Here is a 20,085-nt window from a genome sequence, read left to right on the forward strand (position 1 = left end):
CGCTCGGGCGATTCAACGATTCAACGATTTACCGGAAACGAACTCAGCGCATGGAAGAACAGGACCGCGTCGCGATCTTGCAGCAATTCGGACGCACGTATCGCGCGTTCATGACCGCGTTCGAAGCGCATGTCGGGCAGCCGATGCCGCGCTGGCGCATCATGGTCGCGCTGCACACGATGGGCGGGCATTCGTCGCAGAAGAAGCTCGTCGAAGTGCTGCGCATCGATCCGGGCGCGCTCACGCGCCAGTTGAAGTCGCTCGACGCGCTCGGCTGGATCCAGCGCGAATCCGATGCACGCGACAACCGCGTGACCAACGTGACGCTGACGGACGAAGGCCGCGCGGCATTCGACGCGTGCCTGCCGCGCCGCAAGGCGTTCATCGAACAGACGATGGCGCAGTTGCCGGACGACGTGCTGAATGCGCTGTCGGGTGCGCTCGCGATGTTGGAAACGCGGATCGCGGACGTCGGTTCGGCGCCGGTCGCGCGCTGAAGCGGGGAGCGGGGCGGCACGTGTGTGCCACCGGCCGCCTTGTCTCACTCCGTCACGATTCGATTCAGGCTTACAACTCGATGCGCGTGCCCAGCAGCGCGAGGAACTGCGCGAGCCAGGCCGGATGCGCGGGCCACGCGGGCGCGGTGACGAACGGCGCGTCGGTCACGGCCGCGTCGACCGGGATATCGGCATATTCGCCGCCCGCGAGCTTCACTTCGGGGGCGCAGGCCGGGTAGGCCGAAATGCGCTTGCCGCGGATCACATCGGCGGCCGCGAGCAGCTGCGCCGCATGGCAGATCGCGGCGATCGGCTTGCCGGCTTCGGCGAACTCGCGCACGAGCGAGATCACCTTCGGATCGAGTCGCAGGTATTCGGGGGCACGGCCGCCCGCGATCGCGAGCGCGTCGTAGCGCGCGGCGTCGACGTCGTCGAACGCGGCATTCAGCGTGAACTGGTGGCCGGGCTTCTCGGTGTAGGTCTGGTCGCCTTCGAAATCGTGGATGGCGGTCTTGATCTTGTCGCCCGCGCGCTTGCCCGGGCAGACTGCATCGACGTGATGGCCGACGGCCTGCAGCGCCTGGAACGGCACCATCGTTTCGTAGTCTTCGGCGAAATCGCCGGTCAGGAACAGGATCTTCTTCGCGGCCATGGCTTTCTCCAGTGAAGCAGCGTTGAAGGCCCGCTCGCGCCGTACGCAACGGCCGCGAGGGGCCCCGAGGACGAAAGCGCAGTGTACTCCGGCAGATTGAAGCGCGCGTGACGGCCGCCCCGCGCGAGCGGCGGGGCGGGGCGCGCGGGGTGCGTCAGAAGAACGTTTCGACGACTTCCTTCACGCGGAACTGCGGATCGAGCACGAGCACCTGGCGCCACTTGTCGAACGTCAGGCACGGGTGCGAGATGTCGAACGCGACCATGTCGCCGACCTTCACGTCCGCACCCGGCGGGATCTGCAGGTACGCGTGCTGATCCATCATCCCGGTCACGGCCCAGCCTTCGGTCGCGGCGACGTCGCGCGGCGCGGTGTCGCGGCCCGGGCGGAAGTGGCGCGCCGGCTCGGGCAGGCCCGCGTCGAATGCCGCGTCGCGCTTGCCGAGCGCGACGATCGCACGATCGGCTTCCGGCACCGACTGCACGTAGGCCCACAGCTGCAGTGCCGGCAGCAGCCCTTCGCCCATCGATCGCGCGATCGGGTTGCGCGCGAACACGTCGGTCTGCGCCTTCTTGTAGATGCCGACGTCGTGCGTCAGGTAGCAGCCCGGACGCAGCACGACTTCCGCGAAGCCGGCGTCGGATGCCTTCCTGAATTCTTCCGCGACCACGTCGTACCACGCCGAACCGGCGCCGGACAGGATCGCCGGCGTGCGCGCGAAGCGGCCCGCTTCTGCGAGTTCGCGCGTGAGCGCGACGGCTTCCTGCAGGAACGTGCGGATCTCGCCTTCCTCTTTCAGCACGCCTTCATAGAGTTCGATGCCGGCCAGCTTCAGCGTGTCGGGGTAGCGCGCGAGCGCGGCCAGCACGGCCTCGCGCTGCGCGGCGTCGCGTACGCCCGCACGGCCGCCCGGCACGCCGAGCTCGATCAGCACGTTCAGCGATCTCTTCGCGGCGCCGAAGAAGCGGCCGAGCTGGTCGACGCTTTCCGCCGAATCGACGAGACAGAAGAATTCGAAATCGGGATCCGACAGCAGTCCGGCGATGATGGTCATGTTCTGGCGGCCGACCAGCTGGTTCGCGAGCAGCACGCGCCGCACGCCGCCGTGATACGCGGCCTGCGTCTGGTGCGCGGTCGCGAGCGTGATGCCCCACGCGCCGGCGTCGAGCTGGCGGCGGAACAGTTGCGGCGCCATCGTCGTCTTGCCGTGCGGCGCGAACTTGACGCCGTATTTCTGGACGAATGCCTGCATCCAGTTCAGGTTGTGCTCGACGCGGTCTTCGTAAAGCACGGCGGCCGGCAGGCTGACGTCTTCCGCGAGCAGGTTCCATTCGAGCCGGCCTGCGTCGCCGAGCGGCACGCTCGCGCTCGGCAGATTGCCCAGACCCTTGCCGAACGGGTCGATCGTCGCTTCCTGATAGTTTGTAACTTTCATGTCATCCCGCTCCATCATCACTATGCATTGCACTGAAGTTGACACGCAGATGGTACAGAAAGTAGCATCGGCGCGGTGATGTTATTTAGTAACATCAAGCTCCGCACCCTTATCCGCAGATGAATACGCCCGCCTCCCCGTCCGCTCCGCTCGCGGCCGAGCCTCATCCGGCCCAGGCCGCCCCGCCGGTCCTCGACATCGTCGCGCGGATCGCAGAATGCGCGCCCGAGCTGCGCGAAGCCGAGCGCAAGGTCGCCGCGTTCATCCTGGCCGATCTCGCGCGCGCCGCGCATGCGAGCATCGGCGCGCTGGCGCGCGACGCGGAGGTCAGCGTCGCGACGGTCACGCGCTTCGCGAAGGCCGTCGGCTGCCGCGACGTACGCGAACTGAAGGTGCTCGTCGCGCAGGCGGCGGCCGTCGGCCAGCGCTTCCTGGTACCGTCCGACGACGCGCCGGCCGACGACGCGAGTCCCGCATCGATGGTCTACGACGAGATCCGCGTGGCGCTCGCGCACAACCACCAGCTGCTGCGCAACACGTCGTTCGACGCAGCGGCCGACCTGCTCGCCGGCGCGAAGATGACCTACGTGTACGGGCAGGGCGGCGGCTCGACCGCGCTCGCCGACGAGCTGCGGTTCCGGCTCGTGCGCTTCGGCCGGCCGGTCGCGAGCTACCAGGACAGCGTGCTGCAGCGGATGGTGGCCGCGACGCTGTCGCGCGACAGCGTCGTCGTCGCGCTGTCGGTGAGCGGGCGCGTGCCCGAGCTGCTCGAGAGCTGCCGGCTCGCGAAGCGCTACGGCGCGAAGCTGATCGCGATCACCGCACCGGCGTCGCCGCTCGCGAAGCTCGCCGACCACCTGATCCCGGTCGTCGCATTCGAAACCGATTTCATTTACAAGCCTTCGACATCGCGTTACGCGATGATGATGGCGATCGACGTGCTCGTCACCGGAGTCGCATTGCGGCTCGGCGATGCGGGCCGAGAATCGCTGCGCCGCATCAAGCACGCGCTCGATGCGCACCGCGGCGGCGGAGACCGTCAACCGGTAGGAGACTGACCATGCATTCGCATCCCGAAGCCGCCGATACGCTGATCGTCGGCGCGCAGCTGTACGACGGCACCGGCGCACCGCCCGTCACGCGCGACGTCGCGATCCGCAACGGCCTGATCGCGGCGATCGGCAACCTGTCGAACTGGCTGGCCGAGAACGTCGTCGATGCGAACGGCCGCGCGCTTGCGCCGGGCTTCGTCGACGTGCACACGCACGACGACACGCACGTGATCCGCGCGCCGGAGATGATCCCGAAGATCTCGCAGGGCGTGACGACCGTGATCGTCGGCAACTGCGGGATCAGCGCGTCGCCGGTGACGCTCGCGGGCGACCCGCCCGACCCGATGAACTTGTTGGGCGAGCGCGGCGCGTTCCAGTATCCGACCTTCGCCGACTACGTCGCGGCCGTGAACCGTGCGCGCCCGGCCGTGAACGTCGCGGCGCTCGTCGGCCATACGGCACTGCGCAACAACCAGATGGACCGCCTCGACCGCGCGGCGACCGACGGCGAAATCGCCGGGATGCGCGCGCAGCTCGAGGAGGCGCTCGCGAACGGTGCGCTCGGCCTGTCGTCGGGCCTCGCATACGGCTCCGCGTTCGCGGCGCCGGCCGAGGAAGTGATGGCGCTCGCCGAACCGCTCGCAAAGGCCGGCGCGCTGTATACGACGCACATGCGCACCGAATTCGACGCGATCCTCGATGCGATGGACGAGGCGTATCGCGTGGGCCGCCATGCGCAGGTGCCGGTCGTGATCTCGCACCTGAAATGCGCGGGCCCGTCGAACTGGGGGCGCAGCACCGAAGTGCTCGCGTCGCTCGAAGGCGCGCGCCGCTACCAGCCGGTCGGCTGCGACTGCTATCCGTACAGCCGCAGCTCGTCGACGCTCGACCTGAAGCAGGTGACCGGCGACATCGACATCACGATCACGTGGTCGGAGCCGCATCCGGAAGTCGCGGGCAAGCTGCTGAAGGCGATCGCGGCCGACTGGGGCGTGACCGAGCAGGAAGCCGCGCAGCGCATCCGTCCGGCCGGCGCCGTGTACCACAACATGTCCGAGGACGACGTGCGCCGGATTCTGTCGCACCCCGCGACGATGGTCGGCTCCGACGGGCTGCCGAACGATCCGCTGCCGCATCCGCGGCTGTGGGGCGCGTTCCCGCGCGTGCTCGGCCATTACGTGCGCGACACGAACCTGCTGCCGCTCGAGGAGGCGATCCGCAAGATGACGTCGCTGTCCGCGCGCCGCTACGGGATCGCGAAGCGCGGCGAGGTGCATGTCGGCTACCACGCCGATCTCGTGCTGTTCGATCCGGCGAGCGTGATCGACGCCGCGACGTTCGAGAAGCCGCAACAGCCTGCACACGGGATCGACGCGGTGTGGGTGAACGGCGTGCTGACGTATGAAAACGGCCAGCCGACCGGCGAACGGGCCGGCGGGTTCGTTGCGCGCGGAGAGCGTGTGGCGGCGAGTGCCGACGCCGCGTTCTGACCGTGGCCGTTGTTCCGATCTTCCGCGTGCGCCGCAGCCGGCGCGCGCATCCGTAACCGAAATGTGAGGAGTGAAACGATGAAGCGATATGGCGTAGGCGAAGCGAAGGGTACCGGCGGCCAGGTGATGCCGTTCGCGCGTGCGGTCGAGGCCGACGGCTGGCTGTACGTGTCGGGCCAGACGCCGATGGTGAACGGCGAGGTCGTCGAGGGCGGGATCGTCACGCAGTCGAAGCAGACGATCGAGAACGTGATCGCGATCCTGAAGGAAGCCGGTTACGGCCTGGAGCACGTCGTTCGGTGCGGCGTGTGGCTCGACGACGCGCGCGATTTCGCGTCGTTCAACAAGGTGTTCGTGTCGTACTTCGGCGAAAACCCGCCGGCACGCGCGTGCGTGCAGTCGAGCATGGTCATCGACTGCAAGGTCGAGGTCGACTGTATCGCCTACAAGGCGCCGGTGAAGTAACGCGGCGAGGGCGGAAGCTGTACAACAAGGCCGGTGCATTGACGTGCACCGGCCTTGTTGCATTTGAGGCAATCGATGCGAGGGCGAGGGCGTTCAAATACAACTCGGTTGAAGCAGGTATGAGCGCCACCGGAACTTTGCATTGTGTGACGAAGTTTTCCGACGGGCCTCAACGTGATACGCCTGTCTGAGCGGGCTGCGACGGCAAGCCGCGGATGCATGGTGCGATTCGCTCGGTACAACGGTCTTTTCTAGCCACGCGGCAAGGTACTTTGATGGAAAACGTGCGTTGGGATGAGATCGAGGTCTTCGTCAGGGCAGAGGTAGGGCTTGGCAAATCGACACCGTTGTTCGCCGCCACGAGGCTTTGGGAGGATCTTGGCCAGACCGGCGACGAGGCAGACGATTTCATGGGCCGCTTTTTCGAGCGTTTTTCCGTCGAAACCGGCGACTTCGATTTTCACCGGTATTTCCTGATGGAGGGTGAGGGAGGCCTTTATTCGTTGCTACGCCGATGGGTGCTCCGAAAACCGCACGTTCTCGAACGGGAACCGATCACGCTGGCGATGCTGTACCGCGCGGCGGTTGAACGGAAATGGGATGCCGAGCACCTGGCTAAGTTGGCGTGAGAGCCGAGACGAGGGCGTGGGGACTTCCGCTATCCGACAGTATCGCGGAAGAACCGGACGGAGGCGGCGAGGGTGCAATGGTGAGTCGGATCGCAATTTTGATGTTGGCGCTCGCGCTCAGCCACAGTGCGGTCGCGGGCACGCTGTCCAATAAGTTATCGCCTGGCGGTGCGGTACCCATTGTCGTCCCGGAGTCAGTCGAAATCGTCAGGAACGGCGCATGGTCGGCTGACATCAACGGGGACGAAACGGCGGATATGTGTCGCACGTTCGTTTTTCGGCGTGCGGATGTCAGCGCATTTTTCAAGCGTGCGAGCCGCGTAACGGAACGGGCATACAGCCATGACTTGGGCGCGGCGCGTTGCTATGCCGAAGGCGACGCGCGTCTGGCGGGCGGTGGCGTGGCGAAATGGAGGATAGACCAGGCAAGGCGAGGCATCATTACCATGCCGGATGGTCGGGCAATCTACTTGTACTGCCCGAAGTGCCGGGCCGACGTGTTCGCGCCGAATTAGAGAAACGCGCCGTCGCAAGCAGGCAATGTTGGCGGACCGCAAAATGCCCGCCAACACACGCATTTACTGCCGCGCCGTCCGCGCGTTATCCGGCATCGGCTGGTTGTAGTTGGTGCGGAACGGGTTGATGTCGAGCCCGCCGCGGCGTGTATAGCGCGCATACACCGCGAGCTTCACCGGTTTGCACGCATGCAGGATGTCGAGGAAGATCCGCTCGACGCACTGCTCGTGAAAGCCCGTGTGATTGCGGAACGAGATGATGTAGCGCAGCAGGCCCGCGTGGTCGATCTGCGGCCCGACGTAGTGGATCTGCACGCTGCCCCAGTCGGGCTGGCCCGTGACCGGGCAGTTCGAGCGCAGCAGGTCCGACACGAGCGTTTCCTCGACCGGTGCTTCGTTCTCGCCGTCGGCGGCCGACAGCAGCGACGGATCGGGTTCGTAGATGTCGGTGTCGAGGTCGAGGCGGTCGAGCGACAGCCCGTCGAGCTCGTCCATCTCGAGCTTGCCGAAATCGTGCGCCGACACGAGCTGCACCGACACGCTCGAGCCGCACGCGGCCGACACGTCGCGCTTCAGCACGTCGCGCACCGCGTCGATCGAGTCGAACTTCGACTGCGCGAACGAGCCGAGATACAGCTTGAACGACTTCGATTCGACGATGTTCGGCGATTCGGCCGGCACGTAGAACGTCGCGACCGCGACCTGCGGCTTGCCGCGCGCATTGAGCCACGACAGTTCGTATGCGTTCCAGATGTCGGTGCCGAAGAACGGCAGCGCCGACGTGATGCCGAGCTGCTCGCGCGCGCCGGCGCGCGGAATCGGGAACAGCAGCGACGCGTCGTACTGCGCCGCGTAGACGGTGGCCTTGCCGAGCGGGGATTGTTCGGGATTCATCGTGTGACGCCTTTACGACAGGAAGAGGCGGTAAGCCGGGTTGGCGCTCTCTTCGACATACGGATAGCCGAGTGCCGCGAGGAAGCGTTCGAATTCGGCGCGATCGGCCTGCGGCACCTGCAGCCCAACGAGGATCGAGCTGTAGTCCGCGCCCTGGTTGCGGTAGTGGAACAGGCTGATGTTCCAGTCCGGCGCCATCGACGACAGGAACTTCATCAGCGCGCCCGGCCGTTCGGGGAATTCGAAGCGGAACAGGCGTTCGTCGAGCGCGAGCGGCGAGCGGCCGCCGACCATGTAGCGGATGTGTTCCTTCGACAGCTCGTCGTGCGTCAGGTCGACGCTTTTGAAGCCGTGCGACTCGAAGTTCGCGGCGATCTCCGCCGATTCGCCGCGACGCTTGATCTGCACGCCGACGAAGATGTGCGCGGACTGCGCATCGGCGATCCGGTAGTTGAACTCGGTGACGTTGCGATCGCCGACGAGCGAGCAGAAGCGCTTGAAGCTGCCGCGTTCCTCGGGGATCGTGACCGCGAACACGGCTTCGCGCGCCTCGCCGACCTCCGCGCGCTCGGCCACGAAGCGCATCCGGTCGAAGTTCATGTTCGCGCCGGACGTGACCGCGACGAGCGTCTGGTTTTCGATGCCTTCGCGTTCCGCATACAGCTTCGCACCGGCGACCGCGAGCGCGCCGGACGGCTCGAGCACGCTGCGCGTGTCCTGGAATACGTCCTTGATCGCCGCGCACAGCGCGTCGGTGTTGACCGTCACGACGCCGTCGAGGAATTCGCGGCACAGCCGGAAGGTCTCCTCGCCGACGAGCTTCACGGCCGTGCCGTCCGCGAACAGGCCGACTTCGCTCAGTTCGATGCGTTCGCCGGCGTCCAGCGACTGCGCCATCGCGCACGAATCCTCGGCCTGCACGCCAATGACCTTGATCTCCGGGCGCACGGCCTTCACGTACGCGGCGACGCCGGACGCGAGCCCGCCGCCGCCGATCGGCACGAAGATCGCGTGGATCGGGCCCTGGTGCTGGCGCAGGATTTCCATTGCGATCGTGCCCTGGCCGGCGATCACGTACGGATCGTCGAACGGGTGGACGAACGTCAGGTCGCGCTCCTGCTGCACCTTGACCGCGTGCGCATACGCGTCGCTGTACGATTCGCCCGCCTGGATCACCTCGACGCTCGGGCCGCCGTGCGCACGCACCGCATCGACCTTCACCTGCGGCGTCGTGACCGGCACGACGATCACGGCCTTCACGCCCATCCGGGCCGCCGAGAACGCGACACCCTGCGCGTGATTGCCGGCCGATGCCGTGATCACGCCGCGCGCGAGCGCATCCGTCGGAATGTGCGCCATCTTGTTGTACGCGCCGCGCAGCTTGAACGAGAACACCGGCTGGTTGTCCTCGCGCTTCAGGTAAACGGCATTGCGCAGCCGGGCCGACAGGTTGCGGGCGGGTTCGAGTTCCGTCTCGATCGCGACGTCGTAGACGCGCGCGGTGAGGATTTTTTTCAGGTAATCGTGGGATGCCATGGGCGCTCGCGTGCAGTGCGGAAGCAGACGGTAAAGGAGCAATGATAGCGCCAAGGGTCTGCCCGCATGCAAGCGGCATGCCGGGCGAACGCGCGCGAAGGCGCATGGATCGGGCGTTCGCGGCGCGGGACGCTCCATTTTTTACCGGCTTAACCGTATGGTTACCGACCGGACGGGCGGCGAATGATCGCACGAAACCGTGCCGAACCCCGCCCGGCGCGGCTGGCGGCGATAGCCCCACGACCTGTCCGGCGTGTCACGGGCGGCGCGATCATGGGTTAGAATTCCGTTTTGAATCAAGGATTCGGAAGATGCAGAGGCACCCTCGGATCGCACCGTTGAAGCCGACGCCGCGCGCAGCCAGCCCCGCGGCCGAACGGCATGCGCGCCGCGCGCGATCGTGCTGATCGTTCCGAGTGCCGCCAGGCCCTGTCGCCGGCCAGGAGGGGCGAGTCGCCCGCTCCGGCCCCATGAAGGACAGTCGCGCGCCTGGTAACAGAACAGATTTCCCCAAGATTGCGCCCACGCGCTTGCCGACGCCCGTGCACGGTGTATCGGCCCTCCGAGTCGTCCGAACATGAACGCACCACAAGTTTTCGATCCGCATGGCGCGGCCGCCGCCGTCGCCGCCGACCCCGCGCCCCGCTTGCGCGAGATTCCCTATAACTACACGTCCTTCTCGGATCGCGAGATCGTGATCCGCCTGCTCGGCGAAGAGGCGTGGTCGGTGCTCGACGAACTGCGTGCCGAACGCCGCACCGGCCGCTCGGCACGGATGCTGTACGAAGTGCTCGGCGACATCTGGGTCGTTCGCCGCAACCCGTACCTGCAGGACGACCTGCTCGACAACCCGAAGCGCCGCGCGCTGCTGATCGAGGCGCTGAACCACCGCCTGACCGAGATCGGCAAGCGCCGCAGCGCGGATCTCACCGAGCACCGCGACGATGCGGGCCGCGAGCGCGCGTCGCGCGTCGAGATGCTCGAAACCGCCGCGCAGCGCGCGGTCGACGAGTTCGCCGACGAATTCGAGAAGATGGCCGACTTGCGCCGCCGCGCGACCAAGGCGCTCGGCCGCTGCACGGAGAAGGACAACATCCGCTTCGACGGGCTGTCGCGCGTGTCGCACGTGACCGACGCGACCGACTGGCGCGTCGAATACCCGTTCGTCGTGCTGACGCCCGACACCGAAGCCGAGATCGCGGCGCTGATCAAGGCGTGCTTCGAACTCGGCCTGACCGTGATCCCGCGCGGCGGCGGCACCGGCTATACGGGCGGCGCGGTGCCGCTCACGCCGTTCTCCGCCGTCATCAACACCGAAAAGCTCGAACAGCTCGGCGCGGTCGAGCTGACCGAGCTGCCCGGGGTCGCGCACAAGGTGCCGACGATCTTCTCCGGCGCGGGCGTCGTCACGCGTCGCGTGACGGAAGCGGCCGAAGCGGCCGGCTACGTGTTCGCGGTCGATCCGACGTCGCTCGACGCGTCGTGCATCGGCGGCAACGTCGCGATGAACGCGGGCGGCAAGAAGGCCGTGCTGTGGGGCACCGCGCTCGACAACCTGGCCTGGTGGCGGATGGTCGACCCGGACGGCAACTGGCTCGAAGTCACGCGCCACGAGCACAACCAGGGCAAGATCCACGACATCGCGGTCGCGCGCTTCGAGCTGAAGTGGTTCGACGGCGCGTATGCGCCGGGCGAGAAGCTGCTCAAGACCGAGATGCTCGAGATCGAAGGCCGCCGGTTCCGCAAGGAAGGGCTCGGCAAGGACGTAACCGACAAGTTCCTCGCCGGCCTGCCGGGCGTGCAGAAGGAAGGCTGCGACGGGCTCATCACGTCCGCGCGCTGGGTGCTGCACAAGATGCCCGCGCACACGCGCACCGTCTGCCTCGAATTCTTCGGCCAGGCGCGCGAGGCGATCCCGAGCATCGTCGAGATCAAGGACTACCTGTTCGAAACGTCGAAGCAGGGCGGCGCGATCCTCGCGGGTCTCGAGCACCTCGACGAGCGCTACCTGCGCGCGGTCGGCTACGCGACCAAGAGCAAGCGCAACGCGTTCCCGAAGATGGTGCTGATCGGCGACATCGTCGGCGACGACGCCGACGCGGTGGCACACGCGACCTCCGAAGTGATCCGGATGGCGAACGGCAAGAGCGGCGAAGGCTTCGTCGCGATCAGCGCGGAGGCGCGCAAGCGCTTCTGGCTCGACCGCAGCCGCACGGCCGCGATCGCGAAGCACACGAACGCGTTCAAGATCAACGAAGACGTCGTGATCCCGCTGAACCGGATGGGCGAGTACACCGACGGCATCGAGCGGATCAACATCGAGCTGTCGCTGAAGAACAAGCTGCAGCTCGTCGACGCGCTCGAGGCGTTCTTCCGCGCCGGCAACCTGCCGCTCGGCAAGACCGACGACGCGAACGAGATCCCGAGCGCGGAGCTGCTGGAAGACCGCGTGCAGCAGGCGCTGGAGTTGCTCAAGCGCGTGCGCGCACGCTGGGAATTCGTGCGCGACCGGCTCGACCAGCCGCTGCGCGAGGCGCAGCATTACCTGGTGCAGCTCGGCTACGAGGCGCTCGCCGAGAAGTTCGCGGATCGCGCGGACGAGCAGCCGGGCGCGACCGTGTTCCACGTCACGCAGGACCGCACGGTCCGCATCTCGTGGAAGCAGGAGATCCGTGCGGAGCTGCGCGCGATCTTCAACGGCGGCGCGTTCAAGCAGATCCTCGACGAGGCGCAGGCGATCCACAAGCGCGTGCTGCGCGGCCGCGTGTTCGTCGCGCTGCACATGCACGCGGGCGACGGCAACGTCCACACGAACATCCCGGTCAACTCCGACAACTACGAGATGCTGCAGGACGCGCACGCGTCGGTCGCACGCATCATGACGCTCGCGCGTTCGCTCGACGGCGTGATTTCCGGCGAACACGGGATCGGCATCACGAAGCTCGAGTTCCTGACCGAGGACGAGATCGCCGAATTCCGCGCGTACAAGCAGCGCGTCGACCCGAACGGCCGCTTCAACAAGGGCAAGCTGCTCGACGGCGCCGATCTGCGCAATGCCTATACGCCCAGCTTCGGGCTGATGGGCTACGAATCGCTGATCATGCAGCAGTCCGACATCGGCGCGATCGCCGATTCGGTGAAGGACTGCCTGCGCTGCGGCAAGTGCAAGCCGGTGTGCGCGACGCACGTGCCGCGCGCGAACCTGCTGTACAGCCCGCGCAACAAGATCCTCGCGACGTCGCTGCTGGTCGAGGCGTTCCTGTACGAGGAGCAGACGCGCCGCGGCGTGTCGATCAAGCACTGGGACGAGTTCAACGACGTGGCCGACCACTGCACGGTGTGCCACAAGTGCGCGACGCCGTGCCCGGTGAAGATCGACTTCGGCGACGTCACGATGAACATGCGCAACCTGTTGCGCAAGATGGGCAAGAAGAAGTTCAACGCCGGCAATGCGGCGGGCATGTTCTTCCTGAACGCGACCAACCCGCAGACGATCAACGCCGCGCGCACGGTGATGATGGGCGTCGGCTACAAGGTGCAGCGCTTCGCGAACGACATGCTGAAGAAGGTCGTGACGAAGCAGACGCAGCACCCGCCCGCGACGACCGGCAAGCCGCCCGTCGTCGAGCAGGTGATCCACTTCGTCAACAAGAAGATGCCGGGCAACCTGCCGAAGAAGACGGCGCGCGCGCTGCTCGACATCGAGGACAACAAGATCGTGCCGATCATCCGCAACCCGAAGTCGACGACTGTCGATTCGGAAGCGGTGTTCTACTTCCCGGGCTGCGGCTCCGAGCGCCTGTTCTCGCAGGTCGGCCTCGCGACGCAGGCGATGCTGTGGGAAGCGGGCGTGCAGACGGTGCTGCCGCCGGGCTACCTGTGCTGCGGCTATCCGCAGCGCGGCTCGGGCCAGTACGACAAGGCCGAGAAGATCGTCACCGACAACCGCGTGCTGTTCCACCGCGTGGCGAACACGCTGAACTACCTCGACATCAAGACGGTCGTGGTGTCGTGCGGCACCTGCTACGACCAGCTCGCGGGCTACGAATTCGACAAGATCTTCCCGGGCTGCCGGATCATCGACATCCACGAGTTCCTGCTCGAGAAGGGCATGAAGCTCGACGGCGTGTCGGGCACGCGCTACATGTATCACGACCCGTGCCACACGCCGATCAAGACGATCGACCCGGTGAAGCTCGTCAACGAGCTGATGGGCTCGGAAAAGGACGGCTACAAGATCGAGAAGAACGAGCGCTGCTGCGGCGAATCGGGCACGCTCGCGGTCACGCGCCCGGACATCTCGACGCAGGTCCGCTTCCGCAAGGAAGAGGAGATCCGCAAGGGCGCCGCGAAGCTGCGCGCGATTCCCGTGGTGGCGGGCGACGCGCCGGCGCCGGCCGCCGCCGCGGCGAACGGCCCGGACGTGAAGATCCTGACGAGCTGCCCGTCGTGCCTGCAGGGCCTGTCGCGCTACAGCGAGGACGCGAACCTCGAAGCCGACTACATCGTGGTCGAAATTGCGCGCCAGGTGCTCGGCGAGAACTGGATGGCCGATTATGTCGCACGCGCGAACAATGGCGGGATCGAGCGCGTGCTGGTCTAATGCGGGCATGACGACCGCCCGACCGGGCCAGGAATGAGCGGGCGCCGGCGCAGCCAGGCCGGCGCCCGTCCACATGGGAGCGACGATGGAATGCGTGTTTTGCCGTGAAGACGGCGGCGAGCTGCTCTGGCAGGACGATGCGCTGCGCGTCGTCCTCGCGACGGGCGAGCACGACTACCCGGGCTTCTGCCGGGTGATCTGGGGCGCGCACGTCGCCGAGTTCTCCGATCTCGGCGAACCCGAGCGGGCACACCTGATGCGCGTGGTCTACGCGGTCGAGCGGGCCGTGCGCCGCGTGATGCAGCCGAACAAGGTGAATCTCGCGAGCCTCGGCAACATGGTGCCGCACGTGCACTGGCACGTGATCCCGCGCTTTTCCAACGACGCCCACTTCCCGCAGCCCGTCTGGGCGCCGCGCCAGCGCAGCGTGTCCGAGGCGCTGTTGCGCACGCGCGCCGCGCAGGCCTCGCTGCTGCACAATGCGGTGCGCGAGGAAATTCAACGCATGACCGATTCGAGGCAAGCATGAGCGGTTTGACTTCCACGACGCCGATTCCGTCCGGCGTCGTCGTGCACGCGGTGTCGCGCGTGCTCGAATTGCAGTACCCGAACGGCGACAGCTACCGGATTCCGTTCGAGCTGATGCGCGTCTATTCGCCGTCGGCCGAGGTGCGCGGCCACGGCCCCGGCCAGGAAACGCTGCAGACCGGCAAGCGCGAAGTGACGATCACGGCGCTCGAGGGCGTCGGCAACTATGCGCTGCAGCCGACGTTCTCCGACGGCCATTCGACCGGCATCTACTCGTGGGATTTCCTGTACGAGCTGGCGACGCAGCAGGACGCGCTGTGGCGCGACTATTTCGACAAACTGAAGGCGGCGGGCGTCGAGCGCGACGCCCCGATGCAGGCGGCCTCCGCGTCGCACGGCCACTGCCACTGAAATCGACGGCGCCCGCTCGGCGCCGTCTTGCCATTTACTGAGGATCAACGCGATGAGCAAAACCCACTTCGGCTTCGAAAGCGTCGAGGAAAACGAAAAAGCGAAGAAAGTGGCGGGAGTGTTCCATTCGGTCGCGAGCAACTACGATCTGATGAACGACCTGATGTCGGCGGGCATGCACCGCGCGTGGAAGGCGTTCACGATCGCGCAGGCGAACGTGCGCCCCGGTTTCAAGGTGCTCGATATCGCGGCCGGCACCGGCGACCTGACGAAGTCGTTCAAGAAGGCGGCCGGCCCGACGGGCGAGGTCTGGCATACGGACATCAACGAATCGATGCTGCGCGTCGGCCGCGACCGGCTGCTCGACAAGGGGATCGTGACGCCGTCACTCTTGTGCGACGCCGAGAAAATCCCGTTCCCGGACAACTACTTCGATGTGGTCACGGTCGCGTTCGGCCTGCGCAACATGACGCACAAGGACGTCGCGCTGGCCGAGATGCGCCGCGTGACCAAACCCGGCGGCCGCGTGATGGTGCTGGAATTCTCGAAAGTCTGGGATCCGCTGAAAAAAGCGTACGATCTGTATTCTTTCAAAGTATTACCGTGGCTTGGCGACAAGTTCGCGAAAGATGCTGAAAGTTACAGGTATCTTGCTGAATCTATCCGGATGCACCCCGACCAGGACACGCTGAAGACGATGATGGAACAAGCGGGCCTCGATGCCGTCAAATATTACAATTTGTCAGGTGGCGTGGTAGCTTTACACATGGGCACCAAGTACTAAGGGGCTCTTTCCATGCATTTGCCTTACATCCGGAGAAGCTGATGTCCGAAACGCGTTCGTTGTTCAACCGTAGCAAGCCGTCGAAGCCGTGGGCTCGACGGGTCGGCACGCTGCTGATGGTCGGCCTGCTCACGGCCGGCACGTTCGCATCGCTCGACGCTGAAGCCAAGCGCATGGGCGGCGGGCGCAGCATCGGCCGGCAGAATTCCACCGTCACGCAGCGCCAGGCCACGCCGCCCGCGCAGCAGCCGATGCAGCAGGCCGCGCCGTCGCAGGCGCAGCGTGCGAACCCGGCCGCGCCCGCGCCGGCCGCGCAGCCCAACCGCTCGCGCTGGCTCGGGCCGATCGCCGGCCTCGCGGCCGGTCTCGGCATCGCGGCGCTGCTGTCGCACTTCGGCCTCGGCGGCGCGTTCGCGAGCATGATGGCGAACGTCATCGTGATCGCACTCCTCGCGATGGTCGGCATCTGGCTGGTCCGCAAGTTCATGAACCGCCGTCGCCCGCAGGAGCCGGCGTACTCGGTCGGTGGTTCGGCATCGTCGTCGGGCGGCTACTCGCAAAGCCCGTCGTTCCAGCAAGGCAATGCCGGCAGCAACTACGCCGGCAGCGGCAGCAGCTATGCGAACGAAGCGCAGGGCGTGTTCGGCGGCGGCGCGGCGGCAGCCGGCGCGGCAGCGGCTGCGGCGGCACCGCTCCAGGTGCCGGCCGGCTTCGACACCGAGGCGTTCCTGCGCAGCGCGAAGGTCTACTTCGTGCGCCTGCAGGCGGCGTGGGACCAGGGCAACCTGGCCGACATCCGCGAGTTCACGACGCCCGAAATGTTCGCCGAGATCAAGATCGACCTCGATTCGCGCGGCAACGAGGCGAACCAGACCGATGTCGTGCAGCTCGACGCGGAACTGGTCGCCATCGAGGATCGCGGCATCGAGCAGTCGGCGAGCGTGCGCTTCCATGGCCTGATCCGCGAATCGGCGAGCGCGTCGGCCGCACCGTTCGACGAGGTGTGGAACCTGTCGAAGTCGGGCAGCCAGGGCTGGTTGCTCGCGGGTATCCAGCAGATCAACACGCACTGAGCGTGACCGGCGGCCCGCGCCGCCGGCACCCGGGCGACGGCCGCCGCACTGCGACCGCTTGCCGCCCGGGTGTACGGTCAGGCACGGTCTGCCGACGATCCGACGTTACAATAGAAACCCGCGTGGGCGCCCGGCCTGCGCGGGTTTTTTCTTTCCCAGCCCGATGACCTTTGCCGCCAAGCCTTTTGCCGCTGCCGTCAATCACCTGCTCGCGCGCGAATCATGGGCGCGCGACCGCCTGATTCCCTATGCGGGCAAGACTGCCCGGATCGACGTGCCCCCCGTCACGCTCACGCTGCTGGTGCAGCCCGACGGCTATCTGTCGGCCGTCGACGCGCACGATGCGCAGCAGGTCGACGTGTCGATCGCGCTCGCGGGCGATACCGTCGCCGCGTTCCTGCAGGGCGGCCAGGCGGCCGTGATGAAGCATGTGAAGATCGAGGGCGACGCGGAGTTCGCGACGCAGATCGCGAAGCTGGCCGAGCATCTGCGCTGGGAACCTGAAGAAGATCTCGCGAAGCTGGTCGGCGACGCTGCGGCATACCGGATCGCGACGGTCGTGCGCGACGCCGGTGCCCGCGCGCGACGCACCGGCCGCAACGTGCTCGATTCCGTCGCCGAATACTGGCTCGACGAGAACCCGCAAGTCGTCCGGCGCGCGTCGCTCGGCGGCTTCGACGCCGAACTGGCGCGCGCACGCGATGCGCTCGCGCGGGTCGAAAAGCGGGTCGAGCGACTCGAACAAAAAATCGGCGCGCGCACGGGCCCAGGCCCGCGCGGCGCGCACTGAGGGCCGCAGGGCATGCGCATTTTCCGTTTCATCAAGATTGTCTACACCGTCATCCGCTTTGGTCTCGACGAAGTGATGCTGTCCCGGATCGACGACCGGCGCGTGAAGCTGCTGTTGCGGATCACGACGATCGGCCGCCGCTATTCCGATCCGCCCGCCGTGCGGCTGCGTCACGCGCTCGAAAGCCTCGGCCCGATATTCGTGAAGTTCGGCCAGGTGCTGTCGACGCGCCGCGACCTGCTGTCGGTCGATTTCGCAAACGAACTCGCGAAGCTGCAGGACCAGGTGCCGCCGTTCGATTCGGCCGTCGCGATCTCGATCATCGAGAAGTCGCTCGGGGCGCCGGTCGACGAGCTGTTCGACGAATTCGAGCGAGAGCCGATCGCGAGCGCGTCGATCGCACAGGTGCATTTCGCGAAGCTGAAGCAGGGCGTACACGCGGGCAAGGCCGTCGCGGTGAAGGTGCTGCGCCCGAACATGCTGTCCGTGATCGATTCGGATCTCGCGCTGATGCGCGACATCGCCATCTGGACGGAGCGCATGTGGGCCGACGGCCGCCGCCTGAAGCCGCGCGAGGTCGTCGCCGAGTTCGACAAGTACCTGCACGACGAGCTCGACCTGATGCGCGAGGCCGCGAACGGCAGCCAGCTGCGCCGCAACTTCGCGGGCCTCGACCTGCTGCTCGTGCCCGAGATGTTCTGGGATTTCTCGACGTCGCAGGTGCTCGTGATGGAGCGCATGACGGGCGTGCCGATCAGCCAGGTCGAGACGCTGCGCTCGGCCGGCGTCGACATCAAGAAGCTCGCGCGCGAGGGTGTCGAGATCTTCTTCACGCAGGTGTTCCGCGATGGTTTCTTCCATGCGGACATGCACCCCGGCAACATCCAGGTGAGCCTCGACCCCAGCACGTTCGGGCGCTATATCGCGCTCGATTTCGGGATCGTCGGCGCGCTGTCCGATTTCGACAAGAACTACCTCGCGCAGAACTTCCTCGCGTTCTTCAAGCGCGACTATCACCGCGTCGCGACGCTGCACCTCGAATCGGGCTGGGTGCCGCCCGAGACGCGCGTCGAGGAACTCGAAAGCGCGATTCGCGCGGTGTGCGAGCCATATTTCGACCGCGCGCTGAAGGACATCTCGCTCGGCCAGGTGCTGATGCGCCTGTTCTCGACGTCGCGCCGCTTCAACGTCGAGATCCAGCCGCAGCTCGTGCTGCTGCAGAAAACGATGCTGAACGTCGAGGGGCTTGGCCGTTCGCTCGACCCCGAACTCGACCTGTGGAAGACCGCGAAGCCGTACCTCGAGCGCTGGATGACCGAGCAGATCGGCCTGCGCGGCTGGTACGAGCGCTTCAAGGTCGAAGCGCCGCAATGGAGCAAGACGCTGCCGCAACTGCCGCGCCTGATCCATCACGCGATGGCCGCGCGCCATGACGCGCCGCGCGCCGCGAGCGAGGACCTGATGCGCCAGATTCTCGTCGAGCAGAAACGTACGAACCGGCTGATGCAGGCGCTGCTGATCTTCGGCCTGTCGGTCGGTGTCGGGGCGCTCGTGGCGCGCGTGCTGCTCGCGCTCGCGTACGGCGCCTGACCGAAGGAGCATGGCGATGTCCGATCCGAAGCACCCGGCCGCACCGACGGCCGCCGATTTCGCGACGCGCGACCCCGGCAACGCGTCGTTCTGGGACGAGCGCTTCGAGCGCGGCATGACGCCGTGGGAATTCGGCGGCGTGCCCGACGGCTTTCGCGGGTTCGCGCACCGGCTCGAGCCGTGCACGGTGCTGATTCCCGGCTGCGGCAGTGCGCAGGAGGCCGGGTGGCTCGCGCAGGCCGGCTGGCCCGTGCGCGCGATCGATTTCGCCGCGCAGGCGGTGGCTGCCGCGAAGGCGCAGCTCGGTGCGCATGCTGACGTCGTCGAGCAGGCCGATTTCTTTACGTACCGGCCGCCGTTCGACGTGCAGTGGGTGTACGAGCGCGCGTTCCTGTGCGCGCTGCCGCCGGCCATGCGCGCAGGCTACGCGGCACGGATGGCCGAACTGCTGCCCGCGGACGGATTGCTGGCCGGCTATTTCTTCGTGACGGCGAAACCGAAGGGGCCGCCGTTCGGAATCGAGCGTGCGGAACTCGATGCGCTGCTCGCGCCGCACTTCGAATTGATCGAGGATTTGCCCGTGACCGATTCGCTGGCCGTGTTCGAAGGACACGAGCGCTGGCTCACGTGGCGCCGCCGCTGAGGCCCGGGCATCGCGGCGATTGCCGGAGCGCGCCGGGGTTTCGGATATAATTCAAGGTTTTGCAAGCCGTTTCCAGTTTCTGCGGGAAAAAATATCATGCCGATCTACGCCTATCGATGCGAAGCGTGCGGTTTCGCGAAGGACGTGCTCCAGAAGATGAGCGACGCGCCGCTGTCGCAATGCCCTGAATGCGGGAAGGATGCTTTTCGCAAGCAGGTCACCGCCGCCGGTTTCCAGCTGAAGGGCTCGGGGTGGTATGTCACCGATTTCCGCGGCGGCTCGGGCGGCACCAGCGCACCGGCGACGGCGTCGGGCGACGCGGCGCCGGCCGCAGCGGCGGAAGCCGCGCCCGCTGCAGCCGCACCGGCGGCGGCAAGCCCTTCCGCCAGCACGACGACGAGCGCAGCGCCGGCACCGGCCGCCACGCCCGCCGCCAGCAGTTGACCGTCGCGGCCCGGCCGGGCCGCGACCAACCCGCGCTTCCAGCGCGGTTCATTG

Annotated in this window: 19 protein-coding genes; 15 read left to right on the forward strand and 4 right to left on the reverse strand. The window is 66.8% G+C overall.

What is annotated here, in order from left to right:
• Positions 1–50: 50 nt before the first annotated feature.
• Positions 51–497: a MarR family winged helix-turn-helix transcriptional regulator gene (locus DIE03_RS20760; RefSeq protein WP_124453553.1), complete on the forward strand. Its 447-nt coding sequence runs from the start codon at positions 51–53 to the stop codon at positions 495–497.
• A gap of 70 nt (positions 498–567) precedes the next feature.
• On the opposite strand, the gene DIE03_RS20765 is transcribed toward DIE03_RS20760, so the two are convergent.
• Positions 568–1,149: a DJ-1/PfpI family protein gene (locus tag DIE03_RS20765; RefSeq protein ID WP_006487930.1), complete on the reverse strand. Its 582-nt coding sequence runs from the start codon at positions 1,147–1,149 to the stop codon at positions 568–570.
• A 154-nt stretch (positions 1,150–1,303) separates the two neighbouring features.
• Entirely contained in the window at positions 1,304–2,584 is a 1,281-nt protein-coding gene (locus DIE03_RS20770; RefSeq protein ID WP_124453555.1) for an amino acid deaminase, read from the reverse strand.
• A gap of 119 nt (positions 2,585–2,703) precedes the next feature.
• On the opposite strand from DIE03_RS20770, the gene DIE03_RS20775 reads away from it, so the two are divergent.
• From DIE03_RS20775 to DIE03_RS20795, 5 genes are all read left to right on the forward strand, one after another.
• Positions 2,704–3,642 carry a MurR/RpiR family transcriptional regulator gene (locus DIE03_RS20775; RefSeq protein WP_124453557.1) on the forward strand — a complete coding sequence of 313 codons (939 nt, stop codon included), beginning with the start codon at positions 2,704–2,706 and terminating at the stop codon, positions 3,640–3,642.
• 2 nt (positions 3,643–3,644) lie between these two features.
• Positions 3,645–5,126: an amidohydrolase family protein gene (locus DIE03_RS20780; RefSeq protein ID WP_124453559.1), complete on the forward strand. Its 1,482-nt coding sequence runs from the start codon at positions 3,645–3,647 to the stop codon at positions 5,124–5,126.
• Positions 5,127–5,204: 78 nt separating this feature from the next.
• Positions 5,205–5,591, forward strand: a complete 387-nt coding sequence (locus tag DIE03_RS20785; protein ID WP_124453562.1) for a RidA family protein — start codon at positions 5,205–5,207, stop codon at positions 5,589–5,591.
• Between the two features lie 275 nt (positions 5,592–5,866).
• Positions 5,867–6,220 carry a DUF1493 family protein gene (locus DIE03_RS20790; protein ID WP_124453564.1) on the forward strand — a complete coding sequence of 118 codons (354 nt, stop codon included), beginning with the start codon at positions 5,867–5,869 and terminating at the stop codon, positions 6,218–6,220.
• A 77-nt stretch (positions 6,221–6,297) separates the two neighbouring features.
• Positions 6,298–6,735, forward strand: coding sequence for a hypothetical protein (locus DIE03_RS20795; RefSeq protein WP_124453566.1), 438 nt, complete (start codon positions 6,298–6,300; stop codon positions 6,733–6,735).
• 63 nt (positions 6,736–6,798) lie between these two features.
• Here the strand turns inward: DIE03_RS20795 and queF are convergent, their stop codons facing one another.
• Both queF and ilvA read right to left on the reverse strand, forming a co-directional pair.
• On the reverse strand, positions 6,799–7,629 hold the full coding sequence (queF, locus tag DIE03_RS20800) for an NADPH-dependent 7-cyano-7-deazaguanine reductase QueF (protein WP_124453568.1): 831 nt from the start codon (positions 7,627–7,629) through the stop codon (positions 6,799–6,801).
• Positions 7,630–7,641: 12 nt separating this feature from the next.
• Positions 7,642–9,165 carry a threonine ammonia-lyase, biosynthetic gene (ilvA, locus tag DIE03_RS20805; RefSeq protein WP_124453573.1) on the reverse strand — a complete coding sequence of 508 codons (1,524 nt, stop codon included), beginning with the start codon at positions 9,163–9,165 and terminating at the stop codon, positions 7,642–7,644.
• A 577-nt stretch (positions 9,166–9,742) separates the two neighbouring features.
• On the opposite strand from ilvA, the gene DIE03_RS20815 reads away from it, so the two are divergent.
• From DIE03_RS20815 to DIE03_RS20855, 9 genes are all read left to right on the forward strand, one after another.
• Positions 9,743–13,768, forward strand: a complete 4,026-nt coding sequence (locus tag DIE03_RS20815) for a DUF3683 domain-containing protein (RefSeq protein ID WP_124453575.1) — start codon at positions 9,743–9,745, stop codon at positions 13,766–13,768.
• Positions 13,769–13,853: 85 nt separating this feature from the next.
• Complete coding sequence (locus DIE03_RS20820) at positions 13,854–14,297, forward strand: HIT family protein (RefSeq protein WP_124453577.1); 444 nt, start codon at positions 13,854–13,856, stop codon at positions 14,295–14,297.
• Positions 14,294–14,707 (forward strand): gamma-butyrobetaine hydroxylase-like domain-containing protein, encoded by a 414-nt coding sequence (locus DIE03_RS20825; RefSeq protein WP_124453579.1) that lies wholly within the window; start codon positions 14,294–14,296, stop codon positions 14,705–14,707. Before DIE03_RS20820 ends, DIE03_RS20825 begins: the two co-directional genes overlap by 4 nt.
• A 52-nt stretch (positions 14,708–14,759) precedes the next feature.
• Positions 14,760–15,491 carry a bifunctional demethylmenaquinone methyltransferase/2-methoxy-6-polyprenyl-1,4-benzoquinol methylase UbiE gene (gene ubiE / locus DIE03_RS20830; RefSeq protein WP_124453581.1) on the forward strand — a complete coding sequence of 244 codons (732 nt, stop codon included), beginning with the start codon at positions 14,760–14,762 and terminating at the stop codon, positions 15,489–15,491.
• Positions 15,492–15,532: 41 nt separating this feature from the next.
• A complete protein-coding gene (locus DIE03_RS20835; RefSeq protein WP_124453583.1) occupies positions 15,533–16,564 on the forward strand; it encodes a Tim44 domain-containing protein in 1,032 nt (343 codons plus the stop codon).
• A 163-nt stretch (positions 16,565–16,727) separates the two neighbouring features.
• The gene (locus DIE03_RS20840; protein ID WP_124453585.1) at positions 16,728–17,354 is read left to right on the forward strand and encodes an SCP2 domain-containing protein; all 627 of its coding nucleotides are present in this window, start codon (positions 16,728–16,730) and stop codon (positions 17,352–17,354) included.
• A gap of 12 nt (positions 17,355–17,366) precedes the next feature.
• Positions 17,367–18,944 carry a ubiquinone biosynthesis regulatory protein kinase UbiB gene (gene ubiB / locus DIE03_RS20845; RefSeq protein WP_124453587.1) on the forward strand — a complete coding sequence of 526 codons (1,578 nt, stop codon included), beginning with the start codon at positions 17,367–17,369 and terminating at the stop codon, positions 18,942–18,944.
• 16 nt (positions 18,945–18,960) lie between these two features.
• Positions 18,961–19,587, forward strand: a complete 627-nt coding sequence (locus DIE03_RS20850; protein WP_124453589.1) for an SAM-dependent methyltransferase — start codon at positions 18,961–18,963, stop codon at positions 19,585–19,587.
• A 96-nt stretch (positions 19,588–19,683) separates the two neighbouring features.
• Complete coding sequence (locus DIE03_RS20855; RefSeq protein ID WP_124453591.1) at positions 19,684–20,031, forward strand: FmdB family zinc ribbon protein; 348 nt, start codon at positions 19,684–19,686, stop codon at positions 20,029–20,031.
• Positions 20,032–20,085: the final 54 nt, after the last annotated feature.

The sequence above is a fragment of the Burkholderia sp. Bp8992 genome (assembly GCF_003853705.1).
In the GTDB taxonomy this organism is placed as follows: domain Bacteria; phylum Pseudomonadota; class Gammaproteobacteria; order Burkholderiales; family Burkholderiaceae; genus Burkholderia.

What these genes read in the sequence shown, in the direction of transcription:
- ubiE (WP_124453581.1), top strand. Translation starts at nt 14,760, where the DNA reads ATGAGCAAAACCCACTTCGGCTTCGAAAGCGTCGAGGAAAACGAAAAA.
- DIE03_RS20775 (WP_124453557.1), top strand. Translation starts at nt 2,704, where the DNA reads ATGAATACGCCCGCCTCCCCGTCCGCTCCGCTCGCGGCCGAGCCTCAT.
- DIE03_RS20850 (WP_124453589.1), top strand. Translation starts at nt 18,961, where the DNA reads ATGTCCGATCCGAAGCACCCGGCCGCACCGACGGCCGCCGATTTCGCG.
- DIE03_RS20815 (WP_124453575.1), top strand. Translation starts at nt 9,743, where the DNA reads ATGAACGCACCACAAGTTTTCGATCCGCATGGCGCGGCCGCCGCCGTC.
- DIE03_RS20785 (WP_124453562.1), top strand. Translation starts at nt 5,205, where the DNA reads ATGAAGCGATATGGCGTAGGCGAAGCGAAGGGTACCGGCGGCCAGGTG.
- DIE03_RS20795 (WP_124453566.1), top strand. Translation starts at nt 6,298, where the DNA reads ATGGTGAGTCGGATCGCAATTTTGATGTTGGCGCTCGCGCTCAGCCAC.
- DIE03_RS20780 (WP_124453559.1), top strand. Translation starts at nt 3,645, where the DNA reads ATGCATTCGCATCCCGAAGCCGCCGATACGCTGATCGTCGGCGCGCAG.
- DIE03_RS20765 (WP_006487930.1), bottom strand. Translation starts at nt 1,149, where the DNA reads ATGGCCGCGAAGAAGATCCTGTTCCTGACCGGCGATTTCGCCGAAGAC.
- DIE03_RS20790 (WP_124453564.1), top strand. Translation starts at nt 5,867, where the DNA reads ATGGAAAACGTGCGTTGGGATGAGATCGAGGTCTTCGTCAGGGCAGAG.
- DIE03_RS20835 (WP_124453583.1), top strand. Translation starts at nt 15,533, where the DNA reads ATGTCCGAAACGCGTTCGTTGTTCAACCGTAGCAAGCCGTCGAAGCCG.
- DIE03_RS20760 (WP_124453553.1), top strand. Translation starts at nt 51, where the DNA reads ATGGAAGAACAGGACCGCGTCGCGATCTTGCAGCAATTCGGACGCACG.
- ilvA (WP_124453573.1), bottom strand. Translation starts at nt 9,165, where the DNA reads ATGGCATCCCACGATTACCTGAAAAAAATCCTCACCGCGCGCGTCTAC.
- DIE03_RS20840 (WP_124453585.1), top strand. Translation starts at nt 16,728, where the DNA reads ATGACCTTTGCCGCCAAGCCTTTTGCCGCTGCCGTCAATCACCTGCTC.
- queF (WP_124453568.1), bottom strand. Translation starts at nt 7,629, where the DNA reads ATGAATCCCGAACAATCCCCGCTCGGCAAGGCCACCGTCTACGCGGCG.
- DIE03_RS20855 (WP_124453591.1), top strand. Translation starts at nt 19,684, where the DNA reads ATGCCGATCTACGCCTATCGATGCGAAGCGTGCGGTTTCGCGAAGGAC.
- ubiB (WP_124453587.1), top strand. Translation starts at nt 17,367, where the DNA reads ATGCGCATTTTCCGTTTCATCAAGATTGTCTACACCGTCATCCGCTTT.
- DIE03_RS20770 (WP_124453555.1), bottom strand. Translation starts at nt 2,584, where the DNA reads ATGAAAGTTACAAACTATCAGGAAGCGACGATCGACCCGTTCGGCAAG.
- DIE03_RS20820 (WP_124453577.1), top strand. Translation starts at nt 13,854, where the DNA reads ATGGAATGCGTGTTTTGCCGTGAAGACGGCGGCGAGCTGCTCTGGCAG.
- DIE03_RS20825 (WP_124453579.1), top strand. Translation starts at nt 14,294, where the DNA reads ATGAGCGGTTTGACTTCCACGACGCCGATTCCGTCCGGCGTCGTCGTG.